Raw genomic sequence first — 26,645 nt, 5'->3', positions numbered from 1 at the left:
TGCTGCGAAGCGGAAGCGGGCGTGTGTACGTATATGCAGTGTGCCGCCCGGATGGCCGGGCGGCACAATCGATCAAGAAAGGGTCAGCGCGGGCCGAGGCTCCAGCGCGGCCCCTGCGGGCCGTCCTCGATGACGAGTCCGGACTGGTTGAGCTGGTCACGGATGGCGTCCGCGGTGGCCCAGTCCTTGCGGGAGCGGGCCGCCTCGCGCTGGTCGAGGACCAGGCGCACGAGGCTGTCGACCACCCCGTGGAGGTCGTCGCCGCGGTCGTCGTCGCCGGCCCAGTGCGGGTCGAGCGGGTCGAGGCCGAGGACGCCGAGCATGGCGCGGACCTCGGCGAGGCGGGCCACGGCGGCTTCCTTGTCGTCGGCGGCCAGTGCGGAGTTGCCCTGCCGGACGGTGGTGTGCACGACGGCGAGGGCCTGCGGGACGCCCAGGTCGTCGTCCATCGCCTCGGCGAAGGCGGGCGGGACTTCGGCGGAGGGCTCGACGACTCCCCCTGCCTTCTCCACCACGCGCTGCACGAAGCCCTCGATCCGCGCGAACGCGGACTCGGCCTCGCGCAGGGCCTCCTCGCTGTACTCGATCATCGAGCGGTAGTGCGGGGTGCCGAGGTAGTAGCGCAGGACGATCGGGCGCCAGCGCTGGACCATCTCGGAGACGAGGACGGAGTTGCCGAGCGACTTGGACATCTTCTCGCCGCTCATGGTGACCCAGGCGTTGTGCAGCCAGTACCGGGCGAACTCGTCGCCGTAGGCCTTGGCCTGGGCGATCTCGTTCTCGTGGTGCGGGAAGATCAGGTCCAGGCCGCCGCCGTGGATGTCGAAGGCGGAGCCGAGGTACTTGTGGGCCATCGCCGAGCACTCCAGGTGCCAGCCGGGGCGGCCGCGGCCCCACGGGGTCTCCCAGTCGGGCTCGCCGGGCTTGGTGGCCTTCCACATGGCGAAGTCCCGCGGGTCCCGCTTGCCGGTGATGCCCTCCTCGGCGGGCTGGCGCATCTCGTCCAGGTCCTGCCGGGACAGCTCCAGGTAGGCGGGCCAGGAGCGCACGTCGAAGTAGACGCTGCCGTCGGCCTCGTAGGCGTGTCCGCGCTCGATGAGGCCGCGCATCATCTCGACCATCTCGGTGACATGGCCGGTGGCGCGCGGTTCGTAGGTGGGCGGCAGGCAGCCGAGGGCGTTGTAGCCGTCGTTGAACGCGCGCTCGTTCTCGTAGCCGATGGACCACCAGGGGCGGCCCTGCTCAGCGGCCTTGGCGATGATCTTGTCGTCGATGTCGGTGACGTTGCGGATGAACGTGACGTCGTAGCCGCGGTACTGGAACCAGCGGCGCATGATGTCGAAGTTCAGGTAGGAGCGGACGTGCCCGATGTGCGGTGCCGCCTGCACGGTGGCGCCACACAGGTAGATCGAGACACAACCCGGCTGGAGCGGGGCGAAGTCACGGATCTGCCGGGCGCTGGTGTCGTACAGGCGAATGGTCACGAGTCCAGGGTAGTAGGCGCAGGGCGATGCCTTGCGCCCCTTCCTCTCAAGGCCACACATTCGTGACGTCGGCCGGCTACGTCAGCCGGTCCGCACCACCAGCGCCGTCGCCACCGCCATCAGTCCCTCGCCCCGTCCGGGGAAACCGAGCCCGTCCGTGGTCGCGCCGGACACCGACACCGGGGCGCCGGCCGCCTCCGACAGGAGTTTCTGGGCCTCGTCGCGGCGCTTGCCGATCTTCGGGCGGGGGCCGACGACCTGTACGGCGATGTTGCCGATGGTGAAGCCGGCCTCGCGGACGATGCGGGCGGCCTCGGTCAGCAGGGTCACCCCGGAGGCGCCGGACCACTCGGGGCGCCCGGTGCCGAAGTGCTGCCCGAGATCCCCCAGCCCGGCCGCCGAGAAGAGCGCGTTGCAGGCGGCGTGGGCGACGACGTCGGCGTCGGAGTGACCGGCGAGGCCCGGACCCTCGCCCTCCCACTTGAGGCCGGCGCACCACAGTTCGCGGCCCTCTTCGAAGGCGTGGATGTCGGTGCCGATGCCGACCTGGGGGAGCAGCGGTGCCTCAGAAGCCATCGTTGAGCCTCCTGCGGGCCAGGACCGCCTCCGCGAGGACGAGGTCCAGCGGGCGGGTCACCTTGAAGGCCTCCTCGTGGCCGGGGACGGTCACGACCGTCTCGCCGAGCTGCTCGACCATGCTCGCGTCGTCGGTGACGTTCTCGGTGACCGTCTCGTGGGCGCGGACCAGGGTGGCGCGGTCGAAACCCTGCGGGGTCTGCACGGCACGCAGGCGGGCCCGCTGCGGGGTGGCCACGACCGGCTCCGGGTCGCCCGGGACCGCGGCCGGCTCCACCTCCTTGACGGTGTCCGCGAGGGGCAGCGCCGGGACGACGGCCACGGCTCCTTCCCGTACGGCCTCGATGACGGCGTCCACCGTGTCGACCGGGACGAGGGGGCGGGCGGCGTCGTGCACCAGCACGATGTCGTACTCCGGCGGCAGGGCGTCCAGACCGAGCTTCACGGACTCCTGGCGGCTCTCCCCGCCGGGCACGACGAGGAAGTCGGTGCGCTCGGGCAGCGCGTGCGCGTCGAGCAGGGACTTGACCTCGGCGGCTCCGTCGGGCGGGGCGACGACGACCACGAGGGAGACGGCTCGGGACGCGGCCAGTGCGCGGAGCGCGTGAATCAGCATGGGAGTGCCGTTCAGCGCGCGGAGCGCCTTGGGGGCGCCCGGACCGAGGCGTACGCCCCGTCCGGCGGCCGGGATCACCGCAGCCGTGCGCGCAGGCGTGGGCGAAGGAGGCGAAACGTCAGACATCGGTTCCTGTCAGGTTTGTGTGCTCGGCCTACGTGGGTATGGCCTGAGCGTGTCGGGAACGACAGCTTGACCGGAACCCTTCCGTGACCCTGGTCGAGGCCGTTATCCGTACCCGACACACCAAGTATCGGGGGATCGCCCCCGAGATGAACACGCGTACGGCGCCAGAATGCGAACATGCCGCAGCGCCCGGCGACGAGAAATACGTCATCGGGCACCGCGGCATTTCAAATGTGCTGAGGCTGGCTTGCGCCGGCGTCAGGACGCGAGGACCTCGTCGAGCAGAGCCTCGGCCTTGTCCTCGTTCGTGTTCTCCGCGAGCGCGAGCTCGCTCACCAGGATCTGGCGGGCCTTGGCGAGCATGCGCTTCTCACCGGCGGAGAGTCCACGCTCGCGCTCACGACGCCACAGGTCACGCACGACTTCCGCGACCTTGATGACATCGCCGGAGGCGAGCTTCTCCAGGTTTGCCTTGTAGCGACGCGACCAGTTCGTGGGCTCCTCGGCGTACGGTGCGCGCAGCACCTCGAAGACCCGGTCCAGTCCGTCCTGACCGACCACATCACGCACGCCGACGAACTCCGCATTGTCCGCTGGCACACGTACCGTCAGATCACCCTGGGCGACCTTCAGCACCAAGTAGGTCTTGTCCACGCCTTTGATCTGGCGAGTTTCGATGGCCTCGATCAGCGCGGCCCCGTGATGGGGATAGACCACGGTGTCGCCAACCTTGAACGTCATGTGACAGGTACCCCTTCCGTGGCTATCCAGAGTAACACGGAAACGGCGGGTTCTGAATGGCGTTTTCGCAGGTCAGGGCATATCTCGGGGCTTGACAACAGCAACAGGAACGTGCTGCGCGGGTCTAGCGGAAGAATGTATTCGCAGGTCGGAGCGGCTGTCCGGGGGAGGTGAAACCCGTACGTTACACACGTCCGGAGGCCCCTCCAGACGGCCGAACATCCCGATATGTCCGCTTCCAAGCGTGCGACTTCCGCTACTCCGTTCGGTGCGTGGAGGCGGGTGCGAGACGAATCCGGAATTGATCACAGGGGTGCCCGACCAGCCGGATGGTGATCAATTCAGCGGTTCAAGGATTCCTTCACGGAAAATCCCCTGGGCGCGGTCCGCGGTACTTATGTGAATGGCGGACGAGCGCCAGGCCAATGTGACTCAAGGGTCACTTGTGGCCGCTGCGACTACGAAGAGGACGCCGCGAGGGGAGGGTCGGGTGCGGCGGCACGGGAACGGCTCGGTAACCTGAGGCCGCTGACAGACACTTAGCGCGGCTTCACCGGCCGCCTCGCTCGAGTCAAGGAGTTACCGCCGCCGTGAGCAGCAGCCTTCGACGCGGTGCCCTCGCCGCCGCCGCCATCGCGTTCTCGATCGCCTCGCTCGCCGCGTGCAGCGCCGGCAACAACGCTCAGACCCTCCAGGTCAAGCCGGACAACGCGGCCACGACCGTCGGTGACATCAAGCTCCAGAACGTCGTGATCATCACCCAGCCGGACGCCGAGTCCGAGGGCCCGGCCGTCGTCTCCGCCACCCTCTTCAACCAGGGCGGCACCGCCCAGACGCTGGACTCGGTCACCGTCGCCGGTGCCGGTACCGCAGAGCTCGCGCCCGCCAAGGGCAAGGGCAAGGTGACCGTCCCGGCCGGCGGCTCCATCATCCTCGGCGGCAAGGGCAACGCCTCCGCCGTCCTGAACGAGGTCGGCGAGTCCGTCCAGGACGGCAACGCGCAGAAGGTCACCTTCGCCTTCAGCAAGACCGGTGACGTGAACCTGCGTGCCTTCGTCGTCCCGTCCGAGAGCTACTTCTCCACGTGGGGCCCGACCGAGATCCCGGCGACGCCGGGCGGCACGGCGAGCCCCACCGCGACGACCAGCGAGGAGCCGGGCACCGGCACGACGGGCTCCCCCACCGAGACCGCGACGGGCACCCCGGCGGGCGGCACGGAGTCCTCGCCCGAGTCGACGGACACCGCGGCCGCCGGGCACTGAGCAGCCGTACGAGATCGCCGTACGACGGGAAGGGCGGGACCTCACCAGAGGTCCCGCCCTTCCCGCATCAGCTGTGTGTCTCGGTTTACGGCTCGAACTTGTAGCCGAGCCCCCGGACCGTCACCAGGTAGCGCGGCGCGCCCGGGTCGGGCTCGATCTTGGCGCGCAGGCGCTTGACGTGGACGTCGAGGGTCTTGGTGTCGCCGACGTAGTCGGCGCCCCAGACCCGGTCGATGAGCTGCATACGGGTCAGGACGCGGCCCGCGTTGCGCAGGAGCATCTCCAGGAGGTCGAACTCCTTGAGGGGCAGGTCGACCTTGGAGCCGGAGACCGTCACGACGTGGCGGTCCACGTCCATACGGACCGGACCCGCCTCCAGGGCGGCCGGGGTGACCTCCTCCGGCTCGCCGCGGCGGCGCAGGACCGCGCGGATACGGGCGACCAGCTCTCTGGAGGAGAACGGCTTGGTCACGTAGTCGTCGGCTCCTATTTCCAGCCCGACGACCTTGTCGATCTCGCTGTCCTTGGCGGTCACCATGATGACGGGAACGTTGGAGCGGCCGCGCAGCTGACGGCAGACCTCGGTGCCCGGCAGGCCGGGCAGCATCAGGTCGAGGAGGACGAGGTCGGCGCCGTTGCGCTCGAACTCGTCGAGTCCGTCGGGCCCGGTGGTCGCGACGGCGACCTCGAAGCCCTCTTTGCGGAGCATGTACGACAGGGCGTCGGAGAAGGACTCCTCGTCCTCGACGACGAGCACTCGGGTCACGGAAGGACCTCCGGGGAGGGGAGCGGATCGTAAGAAGATGGCTGGGGGATGGAGTCGTCGGGCTCGTCATCGAGACCGTCGAGGTCGGGGTGCTGGTGCGCGCGGTCGCGGGCGGCCCCCGCCTCCGGCAGTCGCAGGGTGAAGGTGGAGCCCTGACCCTCGGAGCTCCAGACGGTGACCTCCCCGCCGTGCGAGGCGGCCACGTGTTTGACGATCGCGAGGCCGAGGCCCGTGCCGCCGGTGGCACGGGAACGGGCCGGGTCGACGCGGTAGAAGCGCTCGAAGATGCGCTCCTTGTCCTTTTCGGAGATCCCGATCCCCTGGTCGGTGACGGCGACCTCGATCATGTCACCGCCGGGCGCGTTCACCCGGCGGGCGGCTATCCCGACGCGAGTGCGGGCGGGCGAGTAGTTGACCGCGTTCTCGACGAGGTTGCCGAGGGCGGCGGCGAGCTGGCCACGGTTGCCGTAGACGTGCAGGTCGGCCGTGCCTCCGGCGGCCATCGTGATCTGCTTGGTACCGGCCTGGTGCCGGCAGCGGTCGACGGCCTCGGCGACGAGTTCGTCGACGCGGACCGGTTCGGCGTCCTCGAGGGGATCGTCGTTCTGCACGCGCGACAGGTCGATGAGTTCCTGCACCAGGTTGGTCAGTCGGGTCGCCTCGATCTGCATGCGGCCGGCGAAGCGTTCCACCGCCTCCGGGTCGTCCGAGGCGTCCATGACGGCCTCGGACAGGAGGGAGAGGGCGCCGACCGGGGTCTTCAGCTCATGGCTGACGTTCGCGACGAAGTCGCGCCGCACCGCCTCTATGCGCCTGGCCTCGGTGAGGTCCTCCACGAGGAGGAGCACCAGGCGGGAGCCGAGGGGTGCGACGCGTGCGGAGACTGCGAGGGCCTCGCCGCGGCCGGTGCCGCGTCTGGGGAGGTCCAGCTCCACCTGGCGTATCTCCCCGTCGCGTCTGGTGTCACGGGCCATCCGGAGCATCGGATCCACGGAGAGCTTGCCGCCGCGGACCAGCCCGAGGGCGTACGCGGCGGAGCTGGCCTTGACCACGGCGTCCGCCTCGTCCAGTACGACGGCCGAGGACCGGAGCACGGACAGGACGGTGTCCACACCCGGCGGAAGCACCGGGTCCGTGTGCAGCGAGGTGCGAGTGGGGCGTTTCTGTTCCCGCTCGCTCCAGCGGAACGCCAGCATGGCGATGACGCCGGTGAGTACACCGGCGATCGCTGCTGCTGCGGCGACCGCCGCGTTCACGTCCATGCACCCAGGTTAGGCATGTCAAGGGCTCCGGCCACAGCCGTCCGAGTGCGAGCTCGAACACTCGTCGCCCAGAGTTCACCTTGGAGCCAGTGATGGTTCATTTGGGGTGACGGAAACCGACGCGTACAGGGCGGAACGTGGGAGCGTGGGGTACGAAGCACCGGTTCTGCACGCGACAGGCGCGCCGGGCCCCGGCCCCCGGTGACCCCCGAAGATCACGTACGAGAGGGAATCCCTGATGCGGGACGCGTACCACGAGGAACTTGATTCGATCGGCGACGGTCTGGTGGAGATGGCCCGGCTGGTCGGGTCGGCGATCGGGCGCGCCACGACGGCGATCCTCGACTCCGACCTGAAGCTGGCCGAGAGCGTCATCGAGGCCGACCAGAAGGTCGACGACCTCCAGCACGAGCTGGAGGCCCGGGCGATAGCGCTGCTGGCCCGCCAGCAGCCGGTGGCGACGGACCTGCGGATCGTCGTCACCTCGCTCAGGATGTCGGCCGACCTCGAGCGCTCGGGCGACCTGGCCCAGCACGTGGCGAAGCTCGCCCGGCTGCGCTTCCCGAACCGCGCCATCCCGCACGACCTGCACGCCACCATCCTGGAGATGGGCCAGCTCGCGCAGCGGCTGATGGCGAAGGCCGCCGAGGTGATCGTCACCAAGGACGTCGACCTCGCGCTCCAGCTGGAGCAGGACGACGACGCGATGGACCTCCTCCACCGCACCCTCTTCCAGCACCTGATGGACGACCGCTGGAAGCACGGCATCGAGACGGCCGTGGACGTCACCCTGCTCGGCCGCTACTACGAGCGGTACGCCGACCACGCGGTCGCGGTCGCCAAGCGCGTGGTGTACCTGGTGACGGGTGAGCACGCGGACGAGCTCCAGCAGGAGATCCAGCCGGTGGCGGGGGTGGAAGGGGCCTGAGCCCCGCGGGCGTGCGGGTGCCCGTTCGGGGCGCTTGGGAGCCTCTGTGCGCCGTTGATGCGCCCGGCCGAACGGACGTCCAATGGGCACAGTTACCAGCCTTGAGGAGGGACCATGGCCGACTCCCCCAGCACGCCCGGTACACCGCCCGACCCCGCGCAGGAACGTCCGACCGAACAACCCGCCGAGATCAGGAACCTGACCTTGATAGCCGCGTGCGGCTGCGGGTCCGGGTGCGGGTGCGGGTGCCAGTCGGGGAATCCGTGCCAGTGCGGCTGACAGCGTTGCGAGGGCCCCGCCCGTTTCGGGCGGGGCCCTTTCGCCTGACAGGGCCGGGTGCGCGTCGTACCATCGATGTCACGCTGAGTCAGGGCCACGTCACGGGCTGGGGGGACTGCCGGTGCGTCACATCGACGAGTTCCTCGCGCGCGTCCTCGGCGGCGTCGACATCGGGCCCTGGATCGACGTCCCGCCACGAACGCTGCTGGACCGGCCCGGGATGGCGGCCGCCCTCGCCGACGGCGACGAGGGCGCGGCCCGGGTCCTGAAGTACGCGCGGTGCACGGGTGCCGAGTCGTACGACGAGATCGGGTTCCGCTCCCTGGCCGCCACTCCGCGCCGGGGCGAGGTGCCGCTGCAGACCTTCGAGTCCGCGCACCGCAGTGCCCGCCGTCAGCAGCGACGCGCTCTTCCACCGGGCCTCGCCGCCCTCTTCGACGAACAGACGAAGCTGCGCCACCGGCCCTTGGAGCCTCCAGACGCCCGGCTGCGGTACAGCCACGACGGGGAACTGCTCCACCTTCACGAGATCGCCGAGGCCGGACGGCCGACGGACGGCGTGATCTGGTCGTTCCCGGTCGGCGCGCCCCCGCGGTTCCTGGAACGCATCGCGCAGGACGCGGACTTCCCGCTCCAGCTGAGCCAGTACCGGCTCGAAGGCTTTCCGCGGACGTGGTGGCTGCCCCTGCCGGAACTGCTGGCGGCGGGCCGTTTCGAGCGGATGCAGGAGTGCCGGAACCGGCTGGCCGAAGGGCCCGCACCGGGAGCCCTCCACTGCTTCGTCTCGCACCGCTGGCTGACGCCCACCACACCGGACCCGGACGGCCTCCAGGCCCGGCTCACGGCGTGGCAGCTGGTCGTCGCGGTGTGCGAGGCCGTACTGCTGGCCCGGCGGCGCGGACTGACGGTGCCGAGGCGCTCCGTGCCTCAGTTCGAGATGGCCGTGGGGCCACAGGGTTCGCCCCTCGTCGAGTCGCTGGTCGTCAACGTGCTGCGGTACGCGCTGGACGAGGCAGGGCTCGACGAGGTGTACGCCGAGATCCGCTCCCTGGAGAAGGAGACGACCGATCACGGCGTGGGCGCGGCGCTCGAGGACGCGGAGCTGGCCCGGCTGCGTGCCGAGGTGGCCGCCCGGCCGCTGCTCGGCCGCCTGCTGCACCGGGTGCGGCTCTGGTACGACTACAGCTGCATGCCCCAGCGTCCGCGCACGCCACAGGAGCAGCTCGAGTTCGAGGAGGGGCTGCGGGTGCTCGGCGCCTACCAGTTGGTGGGCCGCACCGTGGTACTCCTCGACGACGCCGACGACTACCTGGGACGCGCCTGGTGCACCCTGGAGGTGCTGACCGCGGACAGCATGCCCCACGGCTACGACGTGCTGGTGGGAGCGCACCGGACGACCGTCGTCGGCGGGACCACGGAGCACTACCTGGAGACCCTGCTGCAGGACCGGGCGCATGTGGTGTGGCGGGCCGTCCTGGACACCGAGGTCTTCGCCGTCCAGAGCCCCGAGGAGTGTCTGCGCCGGCTCCGGCTGGCGACCACGGAGAAGGCCGACGTTCCGGTGGTCTACGACGGCCTGCGCCGGCTCGGCGCTCCGCGCAAGGTCCACATCGACGACAGCGAGCTGATCACGGGGACGCTGCCGCTGCCGCTCGCGGGCGACGGCTCCGTGGTCGTCCCGCTCACCGCGAGCCGCCCGTACGAGCAACGCGGGCCCACGGCGACGGCCGGCCTGGACTGGTCGGGGGCGCTGAGCGTGGCCGACCCGGAAGACGACACCCGCCTCGGCATCCGCTTCGACGACCACCTCGACGCCTCCAGCCTGTACGTACCGTCCTCCGTGGAGCTTCGGGAGTCCGTCTCGGACGCCTGCCATGTCGCCGTCGTCGCGGGTTGCGAGGCCGAGGCCGTGCTGCTGAGCCGCTGGGTTCTGACCAGGGACCAGGAGCTGCGGTCGGTCGTGGACGCGCCGGTCGGCTCGCTGACCTGGCTGGCCACGGACATCGCGCCGGTCGGCCACTTCGCCGAAGGCGTCCTGCGGACGGCGGTGATCGACGCGCAGCTCTGGGTCCTGGTGACCACGGATGTCCGCCTGGCGCGCTGCCAGATGGTCAGGACCCTGCTCAACGCGCTCGACGCCGCGGGGCGGCCGTACGTCACCGTGTCCGTCGACGGCGTGTCCGACGACGGTGTGGAGTGGCACGCGCCGCCGGATCCGGCCCCCGAGGGCCTGGCCGCTCGCACCGAACCGGCCCTGGTGATGTCACGGGTGTGGCGCGGCGGTCTGTTCCGGGCCGATCTGGCAGACGAACTCGCCGTGGCCCTGCGGGCGGGGCGCTGATGAGCCGAGGAAGCTGAGGAAGCCGAGGAAAGGGTGTGCCGGTGACGACGGAACAGCCCGAGCTGCGTGAGCAGTTGTTCGCCGCCTGGGGCCGGGGAGACAGCGGCGGCTTTCTCCGGCTGTGCGCACGTCACGCCGACACCATCGACCGCGCCTTCCGCTCCTGGGCGACCGTGCCGGAGGAGATCCGGGCGGACAACCGGGCGGTCACCGACTGGGCGAATGCTCTGGCCGCGATCGCGAACGCCTTGGAGGCACTCGGAAACCCCGGGCCGTGGGAGGTCCTCAACCCGCCGGATTCCGGCTTCCCCCGCTGGAGCACCCTGTTCGCCGAGGCCCGGGAGCTGGGCGAGGACGCGGAGTTCGCCGCGAGCAGCGCGCGGCTGCGGGCGCTCCTCGCCGACATGGACGACGTCACCGGTCCGTACGTCGACGACCTCACGGCGAAGGTGTACGGCATGCTCGGCACCAACGCCCTGCATCTGGATTCGCTGCGCGAGGCGTACGAGCACACCGAGGAGGCGCTGCGGCGCTGCCGCGCGTCCGGGGACCATGAGGGAGTGGTGATCTACACGGAGAACTTGGACGCGCTGGACACCCTCCTCCAGGCCGGGGCGGGCACCTTGGCGGGCCGAGAGCTCCTGGACACCCGGCAGCGACTCGCGAAGGCACAAGGACTGAGCGACACCGGCCGCTTCACCGCTTCCAACGAGTTCGCGACGCGACTGTACGAGGAGGTCCAGGGCTCGCCCGCCCATGCCGGCTCCCGTTACCTCGGCAAGATCTGCGGCCTCCTCGGCCTGAACCACTTCCGCCTCGGCGACCCGGCCGCGGCCCAGCGGTACACGCGAGAAGCGCTGGCCCACTGCGAGCACCGTGCGGACCGGGTCGGCATCAGGATCTACACGGAGAACCTCAAGGTGATCGCGAGGGACGGCGCCCCGAGCCAGGGCTGACACCCGGCACGGGCGGTGCCAGGACGCCTGCGCTAGCTCCGCCGGGCATACGGGCGCAGCATGGATGGCAAGAGCACCACCCGCGCACTCGTGAGGAGAAGGAGGTGCGAGGCCATGACGCAGTTCATGGACGTCCACCACGGCTTCGAGGGCATCACGCCGGAGCAACTGAGGGAGGCGCACGACGCCGACCTCGCCATCGAGAAGGACGAGGGCGTCCACTTCGAGCGGGCCTGGGCGGACCCGGAGTCCGGCACCATCTACTGCCTCTCCGAGGCACCCTCGGCGGACGCGGTCCAGCGCGTCCACGAGCGGGCGGGCCACAGGGCGGACGAGGTCCATCAGGTACCGCTGTCGATCTGACGTTCCGTCATCGCCCGCACCCGCCCGGCAACGCAGGGAACTGGGCAGGGAACCGAAAAGCCCCCTGCCGGCGGGGAAACCGCGGGCAAGGGGCTTGTCGCGTAGGTCTGTCTACTTCTTCTTGCCCTGATTCTTGACCGCCTCTATCGCCGCCGCGGCCGCGTCGGGGTCGAGGTACGTGCCGCCGGGCTTCAGCGGCTTGAAGTCCGCGTCGAGTTCGTACGACAGCGGGATGCCCGTCGGGATGTTCAGGCCCGCGATGTCGGCGTCGGAGATGCCGTCGAGGTGCTTGACGAGGGCGCGGAGGCTGTTGCCGTGGGCGGCGACCAGGACCGTGCGGCCGGTCAGGAGGTCGGGGACGATGCCGTCGAACCAGTACGGGAGCATGCGGACGACGACGTCCTTGAGGCATTCCGTCTGGGGGCGCAGCTCCGGCGGGAGGGTCGCGTAGCGCGGGTCGTCGAACTGCGAGTACTCGGCGTCGCGGTCCAGCGGCGGCGGAGGCGTGTCGTAGGAGCGGCGCCACAGCATGAACTGCTCCTCGCCGAACTCGGCGAGGGTCTGGGCCTTGTCCTTGCCCTGGAGGGCGCCGTAGTGGCGCTCGTTCAGCCGCCACGAGCGGTGGACGGGGATCCAGAGGCGGTCCGCGGACTCCAGGGCGAGCTGGGCGGTGCGGATCGCGCGCTTCTGGAGTGAGGTGTGGACCACGTCGGGCAGCAGGCCGGCGTCCTTGAGCAGCTCACCGCCGCGGACTGCCTCCTTCTCGCCCTTCTCGTTGAGGTTGACGTCCACCCAGCCGGTGAACAGGTTCTTCGCGTTCCATTCGCTCTCGCCGTGGCGGAGGAGGATCAGCTTGTACGGTGCGTCGGCCATGCGTATGAGCGTAATCCAAGGGCTCGCCGCCTCGTGCGTCCGCTCGGCAGACGGACGGTTGACGGGATCTGTTAATTGGGTGGCCTGCGACGACAGCGGAATCGTAATGTGTGCTCGCCGCCTGAGCCGCTTACATCCGTTGCATCCATTGCAGCCGTTGCATCCGTGGGGGATCCGCCATGTCCGTCGCCGCCCTGAGACGTGCCACCCGCGAGACCGTCTCCGGCCTCCCCCGCGAGTTCTGGTGGCTGTGGACCAGCACGCTCGTCAACCGGCTCGGTGCGTTCGTGGCCACGTTCATGGCCCTCTACCTCACGCTCGACCGCGGGTACTCCGCCTCCTACGCCGGTCTCGTCGCCTCGCTGCACGGCCTGGGCGGCGTCGTTTCCTCCCTCGTCGGCGGGGTGATGGCGGACCGGATCGGGCGGCGGCCCACCCTGCTCGTCGCCCAGGCGTCGACCGCGGTCTCCGTCGCGCTCCTCGGGTTCGTGCACCACCCGGTCGCCATCGCCGGTGTCGCCTTCCTCGTCGGGATGGCCTCCAACGCCTCGCGGCCGGCCGTGCAGGCGATGATGGCGGACATCGTGCGGCCCGAGGACCGGGTGCGGGCCTTCTCGCTCAACTACTGGGCCATCAACCTCGGGTTCGCCATCTCCTCCATGGGTGCCGGGTTCATCGCCGAGGTCAGTTATCGCGCCGGGTTCCTCATCGAGGCCGGGATGACCATGGCGTGCGCGGTCGTCGTCTTCCTGAAGCTGCCCGAGTCACGGCCGCAGCGGGTCCCGACGGAGAAGCCCGTCGACGACGTCGGCCTCGGCACCGTCCTGCGCGACGGGCGCTTCATGAGCGTCGTCGGGCTGTCCTTCCTCGTCGCGCTGATCTTCCAGCAGGGCGCGGTCGGCCTCCCGGTGGCCATGGGCGAGGCCGGGTTCACGCCCGCCGACTACGGCATGGCGATCGCCGTCAACGGCGTGCTGATCGTCGTGCTGCAGATCCCCGTCACCCGGTTCATCGAACACCGGGACGCCAAGCGGCTGCTGGTCGTCTCGTCGCTGCTCGCCGGATACGGCTTCGGCCTCACCGCCTTCGCCGGGTCGCTCGGCGTCTTCGCCCTCACGGTGTGCGTGTGGACGCTGGGCGAGATGATCAACGCGCCGACGCAGACGGGACTGGTCGTCCGGTTGTCGCCGGTCAACGGCCGTGGGCGCTACCAGGGCATGTACACCCTGTCCTGGGCCGTCGCCGCCCTGGTCGCCCCCCTGATGTCCGGCGTCGTCATCGACCGCTTCGGCGCGGAGTGGCTGTGGGGGCTGTGCGCGGTCGTCGGGACGGTCGCCGCGGTGGGGTTCGGGACGCTGATGCGGCGGCTGCCGGCGGAGGGGGCGGCGGTTGCCGAGGCGCCGGGTACGGCGAAGCCCGAGGTCAGCGCGGCCTGAGGCGGACGCGCCGTACGCTGTGGCGCCGTACCCGAGCCGCTAGGCCCTGTCGTCAAATTCCCGTCGTCCGCCCGGAGGGCGGGCCTCGCGGCGTCAGGTGCGTGATCTCGGCGTGCCGGGCACAGGCCCTCGTACTGGTTGTACGTGGGCCTGTGCCCGGTGCGGCGAGAGTGCGTGCATGGCGTCGCGAGGCAGGCGGGAATTTGACGACAGGGCCTAGGGCTCCGGCCCGGATACGCCATCCCCGCAGGCCGGCTCGATTCACGGCTCGATTCACGGATGCATCCGCGCCCCCTTCACCACCTTGTCCACCGCGTTGCGAGGCCCGTACACAGCGAGACCGACCAGATCCAAGTCACCCGTGGACACCGCCCGCACCGCCGCCCGGTTGTCCCGGTCGTTGCCCGTCGAGAAGAGGTCGGACGTGAACAGCGACCTGGGCAGCGCACGGGACAGCACGCGCGCGTGGGCCGTCGTCAGGGTCTCCTTCGAGGCCTCGAAGACCATGACGGGCTGGCGGAACATCGGGAGGTAGGGCACGCCGTCGGCGTCCTCGTACGGGTCGCCGATCACCTCGGGGACCTGGGTGCCCAGGCCGCTGACCAGGAACGCGGTGACGTTCAGGCGTTGCCAGGGCTCCAGGTCGTCCCGCAGCAGGACGGCGATCTTGGTGTCGAAACGGATGGGTTGAGTGCTCATGCAACGAGACTGCCGACCGCCGTACGACACCGTCTTGTACGTTCCTTGCATGGTCGCCCAGCGGAACGTCTCCGCCTGGCGCCCGCAGGTGCCGGGCGTCGTCGAGGTCTTCCACGCCCATTTCACGGAGTACGCGTATCCGATGCACGTGCACGAGGCGTGGACGCTGCTCATCGTGGACGACGGGGCCGTACGGTACGACCTCGACCGGCACGAGCACGGCACCCCGCACGACACGGTGTCGCTGCTGCCGCCGCACGTGCCGCACAACGGCTCCCCCGTCACTCCGGACGGCTTCCGCAAGCGCGTGATCTATCTGGACGGCTCGCACCTCCCCGACGAGCTCATCGGTGCCGCCGTCGACGGGCCCGATCTGCGGGATCCCGTACTGCGGCTGCGGGTCGGGCAGCTGCACGCCGCGCTCGCCCGGCCCGGGGACGAGCTGGAGGCCGAGAGCAGACTGACGCTCGTGGGTGAGCGGCTGCGGTCACATCTGAGGCCGGGCGCCACCGGGTCGGCCATACGTCGCGACCCCGTCCTCGCCCGGCGGCTGCGCGAACTCCTCGACGAACGGGTCGCCCAAGGGCTGTCGCTGGACGAGGCCTCGGGGCTTGTCCAGGCCCATCCCGCCCATCTCGTACGGACGTTCAGTGCCGCGTACGGCATCGCGCCGCACCAGTATCTGAACGCCCGGCGCGTCGACCGGGCCCGCGGCCTGCTGCTCGCGGGGCGGGGGCCTGCCGACGTCGCCGCCGTCACCGGGTTCCACGACCAGGCCCATCTCACCCGTCACTTCAAGAAGTTGGTGGGGGTGACGCCGGGCCGCTACCGCGACAGCGGGGGGCGGGCAGGCCGTACGTGACCGTCGGCCAGGTGCCGACGCGGTGTCAGCCGGCCGGTCGCTGTGTCAGGTGCGCGAACGCGTCGAGGTTGCGGGTCGGCTCGCCCCGGGAGACCCGCCACTCGTACTCCTTGCGGATGGCGCTCGCGAAACCGAGCTCAAGGAGGGTGTTGAAGCTGCCGTCGGCCGCTTCCAGGACCTGGCCGAGGATGCGGTCGATCTCGTCGGCGGTGACGGAGGGCAGGGGGAGCTTGCCCGTGACGTAGACGTCGCCGAGGGAGTCGACGGCGTAACTCACGCCGTACAGCTTGAGGTTGCGTTCGAGGAGCCAGCGGTGGACGCCGGACTCGTTCTCGTCGGGGTGCCGGATGACGAAGGCGTTCAGCGAGAGGGAGTGCCGGCCCACCAGGAGGGAGACCGTGGTCGACAGCTTGCGGGTGCCGGGGAGCTGCACGACGTAGTTGCCGGGTGCGGGGCTCTCCCATTCGAGTTCGGCGTCCCTCAGGACGCCCTCGATGACCTGTGCCGCCTTCTCTGCGTCAGCCATGGTGGGAGCGTACGCGACGCCGGTAGGACTGGGCCGCTGCCGTGTAGACGTCGGCCGTCGCGGCGGCCGCGGTGTCCCAGCCGAACGAACGGGCGTGCCGGGCGGCGGCCTCGCCCATCCGGGGGGTCAGGGACGGATCGTCGGCGAAATCGGCCAGCACGCGCGCGTAGGCGCCGGGATTGTGCCCTTGTACGAGGATCCCCGTCCGTCCGTCGTCGACGGCCACCGGCAGCCCGCCGACCGCGGCCGCGATCACCGGCGTGCCGGCCGCCTGGGCCTCTATGGCGACCAGCCCGAAGGACTCGCTGTAGGACGGCATCACGAGCACGGACGCGGCCCGGAACCAGTCGGCGAGCTGCTCCTGGCCGACGGGCGGGTGGAACCGTACGACGTCGGCGATGCCCAGGCGCGCGGCCAGCTTCTGCAGGCCCTCCGGCTTGGCGAGGCCGCTGCCGCTGAGGCCGCCGACGACGGGGACGAGGAGGCGGGAGCGCAGCTCGGGGCGCTCGTCCAGCAGCACGGCCACCGCGCGCAGCAGCACGTCCGGGGCCTTGAGGGGCTGGATGCGGCCCGCGAAGAGGGGGATCAGGGCGTCCTGGGGAAGGTCCAGGCGGGCGCGGGCGGCGGCGCGGCCGTCGGCGGGGCGGAAGCGGTCGAGGTTGACGCCCGGGTGGACCACGGCGACGTTGGCGGGGTCGGCCGCGTAGTGCCGTACGAGTTCCTCGCGCTCCTCGGCCGTGTTGGCGATGAGGCGGTCGGCGGCGGCGACGATCTGGGTCTCGCCGATGACGCGGGCGGCGGGTTCGGGGGTGTCGCCGTCGGCCAGGTTGGCGTTCTTGACCTTGGCCATGGTGTGCATGGCGTGCACCAGAGGGGCGCCCCAGCGCTGGGCGGCGAGCCAGCCGACGTGGCCGGAGAGCCAGTAGTGGGAGTGCACGAGGTCGTAGTAACCGGGGCGGTGGCCGGCCCAGGCCTGCATCACGCCGTGTGTGAAGGCGCACAGCTGGGCGGGGAGCTCCTCCTTGGCGAGGCCCTCGTAGGGCCCGGCGTCGACGTGCCGGACCAGGACGCCCGGCGCGAGCTCCACGGTCGGCGGGAGGGCGGCGGTCGTGGACCGCGTGAAGATCTCCACCTCGATGTTGATCGCGGCGAGGCGCTGCGCGAGCTCCACGATGTATACGTTCATGCCGCCCGCGTCGCCGGTGCCCGGCTGGTGCAGCGGTGAGGTGTGCACGGAGAGCATGGCGACCCGGCGTGGCTTGCGGTGCAGCCTGAGCCTGGGGGGTGCGGCCGACGAGAGCCGCCCGAGCCTGGTCACGTACTGGCTCACGTGGCGTTCCTCCTCGCTGCGGGCATGCCTGACGGAGGGTGTGGGGCGCCCTCCAAGGTGATGCAACGCCGGAGGACGTCACTCCATTTCCGCCGGGCCGAGATTTGCCGAATCATTACCAGAGGTCGCTCAACCGTTCGAGGGCTGGATGCGTGGTGCGCCACGTGGGGTGCTTGATGTCAGCGGCATGTCAGCGGCATGCCATCGGCTCCGGGTGCCCGCTTACCCTCTTACGTATGACTCCCCGCGCCGCCACCCGCCCCGTGGGCACGGTGACGCGCGGGACGACCAATCCCAACCGGCTGCGGCGCATGGACCGCTGGATCGCGGCGACGCACGGCGCCGACCTGCGCCGGGCGAAGGATGCCCCCGTCGCCGTCGACCTCGGCTACGGCGCCGCCCCCTGGACGGCCGTGGAACTGCTGCACCGCCTGCGTACCGTCGCTCCACGCGCGCGCGTGGTCGGCGTCGAGATCGACCCGGCACGGGTCGCGGCGGCTGTGCCGTACGAGTGCGACGGGCTGGCCTTCCGCCATGGTGGCTTCGAGATACCGGTCGCCGGGCGGCTCCACCTCGTCCGCGCCGCGAACGTGCTGCGGCAGTACGACGAGGGCGAGGTGGCCGCCGTATGGAAGCGGCTGTGTTCTCGTCTCGCCCCCGCGACGGGCGACTCCCGTGGCGGACTGCTCGTCGAGGGGACCTGCGACGAGATCGGGCGCCGGCACGTGTGGGTCGCGCTCGGCCCCCAGGGGCCGCGCACGGTCACCTTCGCGACCCGGCTGGGCTCTCTGGAGCGGCCCTCGGACCTCGCAGAGCGGCTGCCGAAGGCACTCATCCATCGCAATGTGCCGGGCGAGCCGGTGCACGCCTTCCTGCGCGACTTCGACCGCGCGTGGGCGGCGGCCGCGCCCTACGCGTCGTACGGCGCCCGCCAGCGGTGGATCCGGGCGGTGCGGGACCTCAGCGCCGACTGGCCGGTGACGGACGGGCCGGGGCGGTGGCGGCAGGGGGAAGTGACGGTGGCGTGGGGGGCGTTGGCGCCGCGGGCCTAGAACTCCACGCGCCCCGGCCTGCGCAGTCCACGCGCCCCCGCCTGCGGGGAACGATCTCCGTGAGTCGTTCGTCACACAGGCGGGGAGATCGTCTTGGCGGGGCGGGAAAGGGGGGAAGGACTGACTCTGTCGTCGTGTACGGCGACCTCTGTCGTTTTGCGCGGGTACGTGGCACGATCCCCCAGGCGTCGTAAGTTACTGACGGTCAATCAGTTTGGGGGCACTGGTATGGGGACGGGCAAGCGTGGCCTGATGGCGTCGGCCGTGACCGTGGTCTGCGCGGTCACCGTACTGGCGGCACCGGGTACGGCATTCGCGAACCCGACACCGACACCGAGTGGGAGCGCGTCCTCGACCGTCCTGTCCAACAAGGACCTCGAGGCCGTACGCGCACAGCTCGACAAGCTCTACCGCGAGGCGGCCGCCGCCACGGACGCGTACAACGCGGCCGAGGAGAAGGCGAAGACGCAGTCCGCGCAGATCGTCGAGCTGGCCAAGAAGATCGTCCAGGGCCAGGAGAGGCTGGACGAGCTGAAGGAGCGCGCCGGCGCCGCGGCCCGAGCCCAGTACCGCGGCGGCGGACTGCCGGACGAGGCCCATCTGATGCTCAGCGACAACCCGCAGGAGTTCCTCGACGGCGCGGGCCGGGTCCTCCAGGGCCAGCGCGCCACCAAGGGCCTGATCGCCGAAATGACCCAGACCCAGCAGGACTTGGAGCAGTACGCCAAGGACGCCTCCGCCCAGTGGGAGAAGCTGGAGACGGGCCGCACGACCAAGGCCGCCGCCAAGAAGAAGATCGAGAAGCGGATCGCGGCGGCCGAGGAGCTCGAGTCCCGGCTGGAGGAGGACGAGAAGAAGCGCCTCGCCGAACTGGAGAAGCAGGCCGCGCTCAAGGCGCAGACCGCCTGGCTCGACTCCGGCGTCCTCGACACGGCCGGCGGCAGCGCGACCGCACAGGGCAAGAAGGCGGTGGAGTACGCGACCGCCCAGATCGGCAAACCGTACGAATGGGGCGCCGAGGGCCCGAAGACGTACGACTGCTCCGGCCTGACCTCACAGGCCTGGGCGAGCGCCGGCAGCGCCGTTCCGCGCACCTCGCAGCAGCAGTGGCAGCAGCTCACGCGGGTCGACGTCGGGGACATGCAGCCCGGCGACCTGATCATCTACTTCGACGACGCCAGTCATGTCGCGATGTACGTGGGCGACGGCGCGATCATCCACGCCCCTCGGCCGGGGCGGACGGTGACGCTCGCGGGGGCGGGGTCGATGCCGATACTCGGGGTGGTGCGGCCGAACGCGTGAGGGTGTGCGTGGGCCGTCCCAGGAGACGGTGACGTGCGCCACGTGACCTGGCCCACGCTCAACAGCCCACCAAACGCACTCCGGACGTGACGTTCGTCATCCCCGGACCGGGACCGGCCTGTCCAACTGCGGTAGGGATCGCGGCATATGACAGCGGCGAGCGTCGACGCGGCGTGCCTCACACCATTCCGTTGCGGTGCCGACAACCGCTATGGTCCCCGTCGGTAGGTCGAGGTCCCTCGCCCTGCCGTGCCCTCGGGGGGAGGGAAGGAACCGAGACGATGCCCGCACCCATACCGCGGCAGAGAGCGATCCCGGCCGTGGAGAGTGGTCAGGCGCAGGCCGCGTCCCCAGGCGACGGCCCCTCCAAGGAAGAGGCCCCGCGCCAAACGGACCCGACCGGGAACACGACGGCCGGGAACACGACGGCCGGGAACACGACGGTCGGCATCCCGACGGCCGGCGACACCGGCCGCACCGCCGCCACCCGGACGAACAGCGTGACCGACTCGCTCAGCACCACGGGCGCCTCCGGCGCCACCCTCACCCTCCTGGTGATCGAGGACGACCCCGGCGGCTCCACCGTCGTGCCCGAGCTGCTGGACGCCGCGGGCAGGCCCATCCGCGTCCGCGCCGCCCGGAACCTCACCGAGGCCGAGCGGCTGCTCACCGACGACGTCCACTGCATCCTGCTCGACCTCGCGCTGACCGCGCCCGGCCGCTCCGATGACGACGACGAGCTCGCCGTACTCAAACACGTGCTGGAGCTCGCTCCCCGGCACGCCGTCCTGGCCCTCACCGCGTCCGGAGACGCCGAACGCGGCGCCGAGGCGGTGCGCGTGGGCGCCCAGGACTATCTCTTCCGGGACGAGCTGGACAGCCGGCTGCTGAGCCGGGCGATCCGGTACGCGGTGGAGCGGAAGCGTTCCGACACGGCCGAGCGTCGGCTCGCCGAGGGCCGGATGCGCGCGCAGGAGAACCGCCGCCTGGAGCGCGGGCTGCTGCCCACGCCCCTCCTCGACGGCTCCTCGCTCCGCTTCGCCGCCCGCTACCGCCCCGGCCGCTCGCGCGCGCTGCTCGGCGGCGACTTCTACGACACCGTCCGCACTCCGGACGGCACCGTCCACGCCATGATCGGCGACGTCTGTGGCCACGGCCCGGACGAGGCGGCGCTCGGCGTGGAGCTGCGCATCGCCTGGCGCGCGCTGACGCTGGCGGGCCTGTGCGGCGACGAGCTGCTCGGCACGCTCCAGCAGGTCCTGGAGCACGAGCGCGCCGACGAGGAGATCTTCGCGACCCTGTGCACGGTCGACATAGCGCCGGACGGCCGCCGCGCGGGCCTGTGCCTCGCCGGCCATCCGTCGCCGCTGGTCGCCCGCCCGGGCCGGCCGGCCCAGCTGCTGCCGTACGACAACAACGGCCCCGCGCTCGGTCTGCTGCCGGGCGCCCGCTGGCCGCGTATGCAGGTGGAGCTGGGGGCCGAGTGGAGTCTGATGCTCTACACCGACGGCCTGATCGAGGGCCGCGTCGGCGACAGCGGCGAGCGGCTCGGCCAGGAGGGCATGGTGCGGATGGTCCGCCGCCAGCTGTCCGAGGGCCTGCGCGGCGAGCAGCTGCTGCGGGCGGCGGTCAACGAGGTCCGCGACCTCAACGGGGGCGAGCTGACGGACGACGTGGCGGTCGTACTGCTGGACCGGGTCGCCTGACCACCGGGCCTCAGTCGGGTCGGCCGACCGGACCCTGACTCTGGTGGCCGGTCAGCGTCCGCCGTTGTACGGCCCGTAGGGTCCGTCGCTGCTGGAGCCGCCCCGTCGGCTGCGGCCGCCGCCCGGGAGGCTGCGGAGCGCGGGCCGTACGTCGACCATGTACACGATGGTCGCGATGAGGCCGATGATCGGCAGGAACGACAGGATCGGGAAGAGCAGGTTCACCACGAAGGCGATGCCCAGGATGATCAGCCAGAACGGCTTGGTCTTCTTGTCGGCCGCCCGGTAGCCGTCCTCACGGCGCGTGGCGGCGTCGATCAGCGCGAAGCCGCTGAACACGATCAGGGCCATGCTCAACAGCCACATGAAGTCCGAGAACCCCTGCATCAGCACTACGTCCACCACCAGACTCGGCTCGTCCCTACCCGGTCACCGTACCCGTTCCCACAAGCCCGCTACCCGATGAACGGGCCGGGCACTCCGAGAGTGCCCGGCCCGTTCGGATACGCGGTGACTTCGCCGACGCGGTTACTTCGCGGGCGGCGTGGTCTTCTTGGCGGTGGTCTTGCGGGCGGCCGGGGCCTTCTTGGCCACGGGCTTCTTCGCCGGCGCGGGCTCGGCCTTGGCCTCGGCGGGCTTCGGCTCCTCCTTGACCTCGACCGGCTGCGACACCGGCTCGGCCTTCGGCTCGACGGCGACCGCGAGTTCCTCGATCTCCTCGGCGGCCTCGCCGCGCCAGACCTTCACGGTCTGCTCGCCGCGCTCGGCGACCTTCTCGTAGGTCTCGCGGGCCTTGACGGCGTACTCGGCGGCGACGCCGACGCTGCGCAGGGCGAAGTCCTGGGCGGTCTCGCCGAACTTCTTCAGGTCCGCGTCGATCGTGGTGCCGAGCTTCTTCAGGTCACCGTCGAGGGTGCCGATGAACTCGCCGACCTTGGCCTGGATGCTCTCCTGAGCCTCCTTGGCCTTGGCACTCGCCTCCTTGGCGCGCGCCTGGGCCTTCTCCTGGACGGCCTTCGGGTCGGTGTTGCGAACGGCCTCGATCCGCGCCGGCGCCTCGGCGCGCAGCTGCTCCACCAGGCCCGGCACCTTCTTGGCCTGCTCGAGGGCCAGGTCGGCGGTGCCGGCGGCGAAGTAGAGCGGAGTCGGGTCGCTGAGGGTCTTGCGCAGGTCGTCGGTGATGGCCATGGTGATGGTCCTCCCGGATTCTCTTTCGGCTGAGGGTTTGTGGTTCGCAGTCAGGCGGCCGGTGCCCTGGTCCGGCTCAACTGGCCGTCTGCTGCGGGTCGGCGTCATTGCCGCCGGTCGTGCGGGTACGGCGGGCGGCGGACTTGCGCCCACCTGCCGTGCGGGTCTCTCGTACGGCGCTCTCGCCGTCCTGGGCGTCCACGGCGCCGTCGCCGCGAGCATCGGTGTCGACGACGACGTCGTCGTCCGTAGCGTCCCCGTCGCCGGCTATGTCGCCGGCTATGTCGATCCCGAACCCGTTCTCCTTGCGGAAGGACTCGTAGATCTGGAGCAGCACCTGCTTCTGCCGCTCGTTCAGCGTGGGATCGGCGAGGATGGCCGCACTGGTCTCCACCTCGTCCCGGTCCCGCTCGGCGTCGAGGATGCCGGCCCGCACGTACAGCGTCTCGGCGGAGATCCGCAGCGCCTTGGCGACCTGCTGCAACACCTCCGCGCTCGGCTTGCGCAGCCCGCGCTCGATCTGGCTCAGATACGGATTGGACACCCCGGCGGCATCGGCGAGCTGCCTGAGCGACAGCTGCGCGGTGCGCCGCTGTTCGCGCAGGTACTCACCAAGATTGCCGACGTTGAGCGATGCCATGCCCCCACCTTGCCCCACCCGCGCTAACTATTGCAAGCACCCGCTTGCAAAAGTGTGTCACGCCACGGTGAGGGGACCGGTACCGGCGGCCCCCGACGCCTCCACGAGCACCTCCCCGGCCGCCGTCCGCACGTACAGCACGGACCGCCCGGCCCGCCGCCGCTCCACCAGCCCCGCGTCCAGCAGTACCCGCAGATGCCGCCCCACCGACCCCAGCCCCTGCCCGGTGACGGCGACCAGCTGGGTCGTGCTCAGGGGAGTCCCGAGCAGCGTCAGCAGTCCGGCCCGCGCGGTCCCGATGAGCGCCCCGAGCCCGGCCGGGAGGGGCCGCCGGTCGTGGTCCTCGGCGAGCACCCCGAGGCACGGGTAGACGACGGCGTACCGCTCCCGTCCCTCCCAGGACACCCAACTGGTCCTCGGCGTGACCGGCATGAACAGCAGCTCGGCCCCGGCGGCGATCTCCCGCGGCGGATACGCGAGCGGGTTGACCTGGAACCGGCTCTCCCCGAGCCACCGCGTCCCCGGCTTCAGCGAGTCGAGCACGGCCGCCCAGCCGCCCCGGCTCACGAGCGCGGTCCGCGCGACCACGTCGGCCTCCAGGATGCGCCGCCGGCGCTCCCAGTACGGCCGTACGGTCTCCTCCCAGACGTAGGTCAGGAGCGCGGTCGCCCGCTCGGGCAGGTCGTCCCGCTCCAGGGCGGCGGGGAGCGGGCCCCTGAGGGACACGCGGAGGTTGGCCCGTGCCTCCCCCGCCCCGGCCTCCCGCACCCGGGCCACGGTCTCCTCGAAGCTCTCCCCCACGCACGAGGTGGGGCAGAAGAAGTCGGCGATCCAGGAGGTACCGATGGCAGCCTGCACGAGCAGCGCGGCCACCGGGTCGGCCGCGAGGCGCGCACGGTAGCCGGGCAGGTGCGTGCGCAGCCAGGCCTCCTCGCCCGGATGGGCACCGGTTCCCGCGTGCAGCAGCTTCAGGCTCGCGAAGGTCTCGGCGAACGGCGAGAGCACGAACCGGCTGCGGGCGAGGGTGTCGGTGTCGATCTGCCATAAGCCCATGCGGATGACCTTTCGCATCTCGGCGAAACAGTAAACACGGCCCCCGGCCGCTCCGAGACTTCGACGCATGCGCAGCTACCGCTCCCTGTTCCGCACCCCGGAGTTCACCCCGTACCTGCTCTCCTTCGGCACGTTCGCCGCGGGCCAGACGATCGGCGGCCTGGCTCTGGCCACGCTGGTCTTCCGGGCCACCGGCTCCCCCTTCCTGTCGGCCGTGAGCATGGTCGGCCCCCAGCTGGCGCAGTTGCTGGGAGGCGCGTTCCTGCTCTCGGCCGCCGACCGCCTGCCCCCGCGCGCGATCCTCACCGCCCTCGCGCTCGCCTTCGCGGCCGGCACGGCGGTGCTGGCGCTGCCCGGCCTGCCGATCTGGGCGGTCTTCGCCGTCGTACTCCTGCAGGGTCTGGTCGCGTCGCTGGGCGGAGGAGTGCGCGGGGGACTGCTGAACGAGATCCTGTCCAAGGACGGCTATGTCCTGGGCCGTTCGGTTTCCAACATGCTCTGGGGCCTGACGCAGATGGCCGGTTTCGCGACGGGCGGCGCACTGCTGGCGCTCCTGTCCCCACGGACCTGCCTGCTCCTCGCGGCGGCGCTGTACCTGCTGTCGGCCCTCGTCACCCGCCTCGGCCTCACCGCCCGCCCGCCGCGCTCCTCGGGCCGCCCGTCCCTCTCGGCGACCTGGCGCACCAACTCCCTCCTGTGGTCCTCACGCGCCCGCCGCCTGACGTACCTGGGCCTGTGGGTCCCCAACGGCCTGATCGTCGGCGGCGATTCGCTCTACGTCTCCTACGCCCCCGAAGCCGCCGGCATGCTGTACGCGTTCGGGGCGCTGGGCATGTTCGTGGGCGACATGGCGGTGGGCCGCCTGGTACCGCCCGCGGTGCGCCCCCGTCTCGCGACCCCGCTGCGCCTGCTGCTGGCGGCTCCCTACCTGTTCTTCGTCCTACGGCCGGGAGTGGCGCTGTCGGCCGTGGCCGTCACCGTCGCCTCCGTCGGCTTCGCCGCGAGCCTGGTCCTCCAGGAACGCCTGATGTCCCTCACCCCCGACGACCTCGCGGGCCAGGCCCTCGGCCTGCACGCCACCGGCATGGCCGCCCTGCAGGGCGTCGGCACCGCCCTCGCGGGCGCGCTGGCCCAACTGACCTCCCCGGCCACGGCGATGACGCTGATGGCGGCCGGATCGGTCACCATGACCCTGACTCTCGCGGCGCTGGGCGGGCACGAGGAACGACAGCCGGCCGTCCCCGGTGCGCGTCCGGGCGGCGTCCCGTCGGAACCCGCCGCCACGGACTAGACCGCGCGGAACGCCATGGTGTTCTCCTTGTACGTCTGCCAGCTCGGCTGCCTGTTTGGCTGCCGCAGATGTGACACCCACCGCCACCGCCACCGCGGACCCGCCGTCTAGGGTGCGGGCATGATCTCGCAGACCTACCTCTCCGAACTGTTCTCGCTGGACGGCCGGACCGCCGTGGTGACGGGTGGCAGTTCCGGCATCGGCCGGGCCATCGCCGGGGCGCTCGCGCGGGCGGGTGCGAGCGTGGTGGTCGTGGCGCGCAAGGAGCCGGAACTGGCCGCCACGGTCGACGAGTTGGTGGCGGACGGCTGCCGGGCGGCCTGGGTGAGCGGCGACCTGAGCACCCGCGACGGGGTGCGGGCGGCGGCGGAGCAGGCGGCCGGGGTGTTCGGCGAGCCCGACATTCTCGTCAACAGCGCCGGGATCAATCTGCGGCCGCCGATGAGCGAGCTGGACGAGGACGTGTGGGACACCACGATGGCGGTGAACCTGGAAGCGCCCTACCTCTTGGGCCGGCGGTTCGGGCCCGGCATGGCCGAGCGCGGCTTCGGGCGGATCATCCACATCACCTCCCAGCAGGCGCACCGGGCGTTCGTCCAGAGCGGCGCCTACGGAGTCTCCAAAGGGGCGCTGGAGTCGCTGGCCCGCTCGCAGGCCGAGGCGTGGTCGCCGCACGGCGTCACCTGCAACACGCTGGTGCCCGGCTTCGTCATGACCCCGCTCAACACCCGGCTGTCGTCCGACCCGGAGAAGGTGGCGGCCCTGGCCGCACGCACGATGGTCGGGCGCAACGGCCTGGCCGAGGACTTCGCCGGAGCGGCGGTGTTCCTGGCCGGCCCCGCCTCCGGCTACGTCACCGGGCAGGCGATCTTCGTCGACGGCGGGTTCTCGGTTCACTGACACCTGAGGCCGGATGCACACGCCGGGACCGGCGACCCGACGGGCGGCGGCACCGGCAGCCGACGTCGGCCTGGCCGCCGTACCCAC

Annotated in this window: 26 protein-coding genes; 12 read left to right on the top strand and 14 right to left on the bottom strand. The window is 71.1% G+C overall.

Going from position 1 to position 26,645, the window contains the following annotated elements; genetic code table 11:
* Positions 1-83: 83 nt before the first annotated feature.
* From cysS to OG252_RS27855, 4 genes are all read right to left on the bottom strand, one after another.
* The gene (gene cysS, locus OG252_RS27870) at positions 84-1,484 is read right to left on the bottom strand and encodes a cysteine--tRNA ligase (protein ID WP_266437507.1); all 1,401 of its coding nucleotides are present in this window, start codon (positions 1,482-1,484) and stop codon (positions 84-86) included.
* A gap of 81 nt (positions 1,485-1,565) precedes the next feature.
* Entirely contained in the window at positions 1,566-2,060 is a 495-nt protein-coding gene (gene ispF, locus OG252_RS27865; RefSeq protein ID WP_266437505.1) for a 2-C-methyl-D-erythritol 2,4-cyclodiphosphate synthase, read from the bottom strand.
* Positions 2,050-2,802: a 2-C-methyl-D-erythritol 4-phosphate cytidylyltransferase gene (ispD, locus tag OG252_RS27860; RefSeq protein ID WP_266437503.1), complete on the bottom strand. Its 753-nt coding sequence runs from the start codon at positions 2,800-2,802 to the stop codon at positions 2,050-2,052. The genes ispF and ispD overlap by 11 nt, the downstream gene beginning before the upstream one ends.
* Positions 2,803-3,060: 258 nt before the next feature.
* Entirely contained in the window at positions 3,061-3,543 is a 483-nt protein-coding gene (locus OG252_RS27855) for a CarD family transcriptional regulator (RefSeq protein ID WP_003953493.1), read from the bottom strand.
* A gap of 590 nt (positions 3,544-4,133) precedes the next feature.
* Here OG252_RS27855 and OG252_RS27850 point away from each other — a divergent pair.
* The gene (locus tag OG252_RS27850) at positions 4,134-4,805 is read left to right on the top strand and encodes a DUF461 domain-containing protein (RefSeq protein WP_266437501.1); all 672 of its coding nucleotides are present in this window, start codon (positions 4,134-4,136) and stop codon (positions 4,803-4,805) included.
* Positions 4,806-4,890: 85 nt separating this feature from the next.
* On the opposite strand, the gene OG252_RS27845 is transcribed toward OG252_RS27850, so the two are convergent.
* Positions 4,891-5,571 carry a response regulator transcription factor gene (locus tag OG252_RS27845; protein ID WP_015659563.1) on the bottom strand — a complete coding sequence of 227 codons (681 nt, stop codon included), beginning with the start codon at positions 5,569-5,571 and terminating at the stop codon, positions 4,891-4,893.
* Positions 5,568-6,833, bottom strand: coding sequence for a sensor histidine kinase (locus OG252_RS27840; RefSeq protein WP_266437499.1), 1,266 nt, complete (start codon positions 6,831-6,833; stop codon positions 5,568-5,570). The genes OG252_RS27845 and OG252_RS27840 overlap by 4 nt, the downstream gene beginning before the upstream one ends.
* 238 nt (positions 6,834-7,071) lie before the next feature.
* On the opposite strand from OG252_RS27840, the gene phoU reads away from it, so the two are divergent.
* From phoU to OG252_RS27820, 4 genes are all read left to right on the top strand, one after another.
* Positions 7,072-7,761, top strand: a complete 690-nt coding sequence (gene phoU, locus OG252_RS27835) for a phosphate signaling complex protein PhoU (protein ID WP_266437497.1) — start codon at positions 7,072-7,074, stop codon at positions 7,759-7,761.
* A 400-nt stretch (positions 7,762-8,161) separates the two neighbouring features.
* Entirely contained in the window at positions 8,162-10,381 is a 2,220-nt protein-coding gene (locus OG252_RS27830) for a hypothetical protein (protein WP_329339498.1), read from the top strand.
* A 41-nt stretch (positions 10,382-10,422) separates the two neighbouring features.
* Positions 10,423-11,337, top strand: coding sequence for a hypothetical protein (locus OG252_RS27825; RefSeq protein ID WP_266437492.1), 915 nt, complete (start codon positions 10,423-10,425; stop codon positions 11,335-11,337).
* A gap of 114 nt (positions 11,338-11,451) precedes the next feature.
* A complete protein-coding gene (locus OG252_RS27820; RefSeq protein ID WP_266437489.1) occupies positions 11,452-11,700 on the top strand; it encodes an SCO4226 family nickel-binding protein in 249 nt (82 codons plus the stop codon).
* A 111-nt stretch (positions 11,701-11,811) separates the two neighbouring features.
* On the opposite strand, the gene OG252_RS27815 is transcribed toward OG252_RS27820, so the two are convergent.
* The gene (locus OG252_RS27815; RefSeq protein ID WP_081218054.1) at positions 11,812-12,573 is read right to left on the bottom strand and encodes a phosphoglyceromutase; all 762 of its coding nucleotides are present in this window, start codon (positions 12,571-12,573) and stop codon (positions 11,812-11,814) included.
* 179 nt (positions 12,574-12,752) lie between these two features.
* On the opposite strand from OG252_RS27815, the gene OG252_RS27810 reads away from it, so the two are divergent.
* Positions 12,753-14,009, top strand: a complete 1,257-nt coding sequence (locus OG252_RS27810) for an MDR family MFS transporter (protein WP_266437485.1) — start codon at positions 12,753-12,755, stop codon at positions 14,007-14,009.
* Positions 14,010-14,282: 273 nt separating this feature from the next.
* Here OG252_RS27810 and OG252_RS27805 read toward each other — a convergent pair whose 3' ends face one another.
* Entirely contained in the window at positions 14,283-14,708 is a 426-nt protein-coding gene (locus tag OG252_RS27805; protein WP_266437482.1) for a DUF2000 domain-containing protein, read from the bottom strand.
* Between the two features lie 49 nt (positions 14,709-14,757).
* Between OG252_RS27805 and OG252_RS27800 the strand changes: the two genes are divergently transcribed.
* Positions 14,758-15,570, top strand: coding sequence for a helix-turn-helix transcriptional regulator (locus tag OG252_RS27800; protein ID WP_329339493.1), 813 nt, complete (start codon positions 14,758-14,760; stop codon positions 15,568-15,570).
* A 25-nt stretch (positions 15,571-15,595) separates the two neighbouring features.
* Here OG252_RS27800 and OG252_RS27795 read toward each other — a convergent pair whose 3' ends face one another.
* Positions 15,596-16,096, bottom strand: coding sequence for a YbjN domain-containing protein (locus OG252_RS27795; RefSeq protein ID WP_266437477.1), 501 nt, complete (start codon positions 16,094-16,096; stop codon positions 15,596-15,598).
* Positions 16,089-17,426, bottom strand: a complete 1,338-nt coding sequence (mshA, locus tag OG252_RS27790; RefSeq protein WP_266437475.1) for a D-inositol-3-phosphate glycosyltransferase — start codon at positions 17,424-17,426, stop codon at positions 16,089-16,091. Before mshA ends, OG252_RS27795 begins: the two co-directional genes overlap by 8 nt.
* A 236-nt stretch (positions 17,427-17,662) precedes the next feature.
* Between mshA and OG252_RS27785 the strand changes: the two genes are divergently transcribed.
* From OG252_RS27785 to OG252_RS27775, 3 genes are all read left to right on the top strand, one after another.
* Positions 17,663-18,478 (top strand): class I SAM-dependent methyltransferase, encoded by an 816-nt coding sequence (locus OG252_RS27785; protein ID WP_266437473.1) that lies wholly within the window; start codon positions 17,663-17,665, stop codon positions 18,476-18,478.
* 228 nt (positions 18,479-18,706) lie between these two features.
* Entirely contained in the window at positions 18,707-19,780 is a 1,074-nt protein-coding gene (locus tag OG252_RS27780; RefSeq protein WP_266437470.1) for a C40 family peptidase, read from the top strand.
* A 281-nt stretch (positions 19,781-20,061) separates the two neighbouring features.
* Positions 20,062-21,486 (top strand): PP2C family protein-serine/threonine phosphatase, encoded by a 1,425-nt coding sequence (locus OG252_RS27775; RefSeq protein WP_266437468.1) that lies wholly within the window; start codon positions 20,062-20,064, stop codon positions 21,484-21,486.
* A gap of 51 nt (positions 21,487-21,537) precedes the next feature.
* Here OG252_RS27775 and OG252_RS27770 read toward each other — a convergent pair whose 3' ends face one another.
* The 4 genes from OG252_RS27770 to OG252_RS27755 form a co-directional block, all read right to left on the bottom strand.
* The gene (locus OG252_RS27770) at positions 21,538-21,873 is read right to left on the bottom strand and encodes a DUF2516 family protein (RefSeq protein ID WP_266448352.1); all 336 of its coding nucleotides are present in this window, start codon (positions 21,871-21,873) and stop codon (positions 21,538-21,540) included.
* A gap of 141 nt (positions 21,874-22,014) precedes the next feature.
* Entirely contained in the window at positions 22,015-22,674 is a 660-nt protein-coding gene (locus OG252_RS27765; protein ID WP_266437440.1) for a hypothetical protein, read from the bottom strand.
* Between the two features lie 76 nt (positions 22,675-22,750).
* The gene (locus OG252_RS27760) at positions 22,751-23,314 is read right to left on the bottom strand and encodes a helix-turn-helix domain-containing protein (protein ID WP_329339487.1); all 564 of its coding nucleotides are present in this window, start codon (positions 23,312-23,314) and stop codon (positions 22,751-22,753) included.
* Between the two features lie 57 nt (positions 23,315-23,371).
* Positions 23,372-24,367 carry an ArsR/SmtB family transcription factor gene (locus OG252_RS27755; RefSeq protein ID WP_329339485.1) on the bottom strand — a complete coding sequence of 332 codons (996 nt, stop codon included), beginning with the start codon at positions 24,365-24,367 and terminating at the stop codon, positions 23,372-23,374.
* A 67-nt stretch (positions 24,368-24,434) separates the two neighbouring features.
* On the opposite strand from OG252_RS27755, the gene OG252_RS27750 reads away from it, so the two are divergent.
* Positions 24,435-25,658 (top strand): MFS transporter, encoded by a 1,224-nt coding sequence (locus OG252_RS27750; RefSeq protein WP_266437432.1) that lies wholly within the window; start codon positions 24,435-24,437, stop codon positions 25,656-25,658.
* Positions 25,659-25,778: 120 nt separating this feature from the next.
* Positions 25,779-26,558, top strand: coding sequence for an SDR family NAD(P)-dependent oxidoreductase (locus OG252_RS27745; protein WP_307675737.1), 780 nt, complete (start codon positions 25,779-25,781; stop codon positions 26,556-26,558).
* Positions 26,559-26,645: the final 87 nt, after the last annotated feature.

This window comes from Streptomyces sp. NBC_01352, from assembly GCF_036237295.1.
Taxonomy (GTDB): Bacteria; Actinomycetota; Actinomycetes; order Streptomycetales; family Streptomycetaceae; genus Streptomyces; species Streptomyces plumbiresistens.
This window is presented reverse-complemented; position numbering and strand designations above follow the sequence as displayed.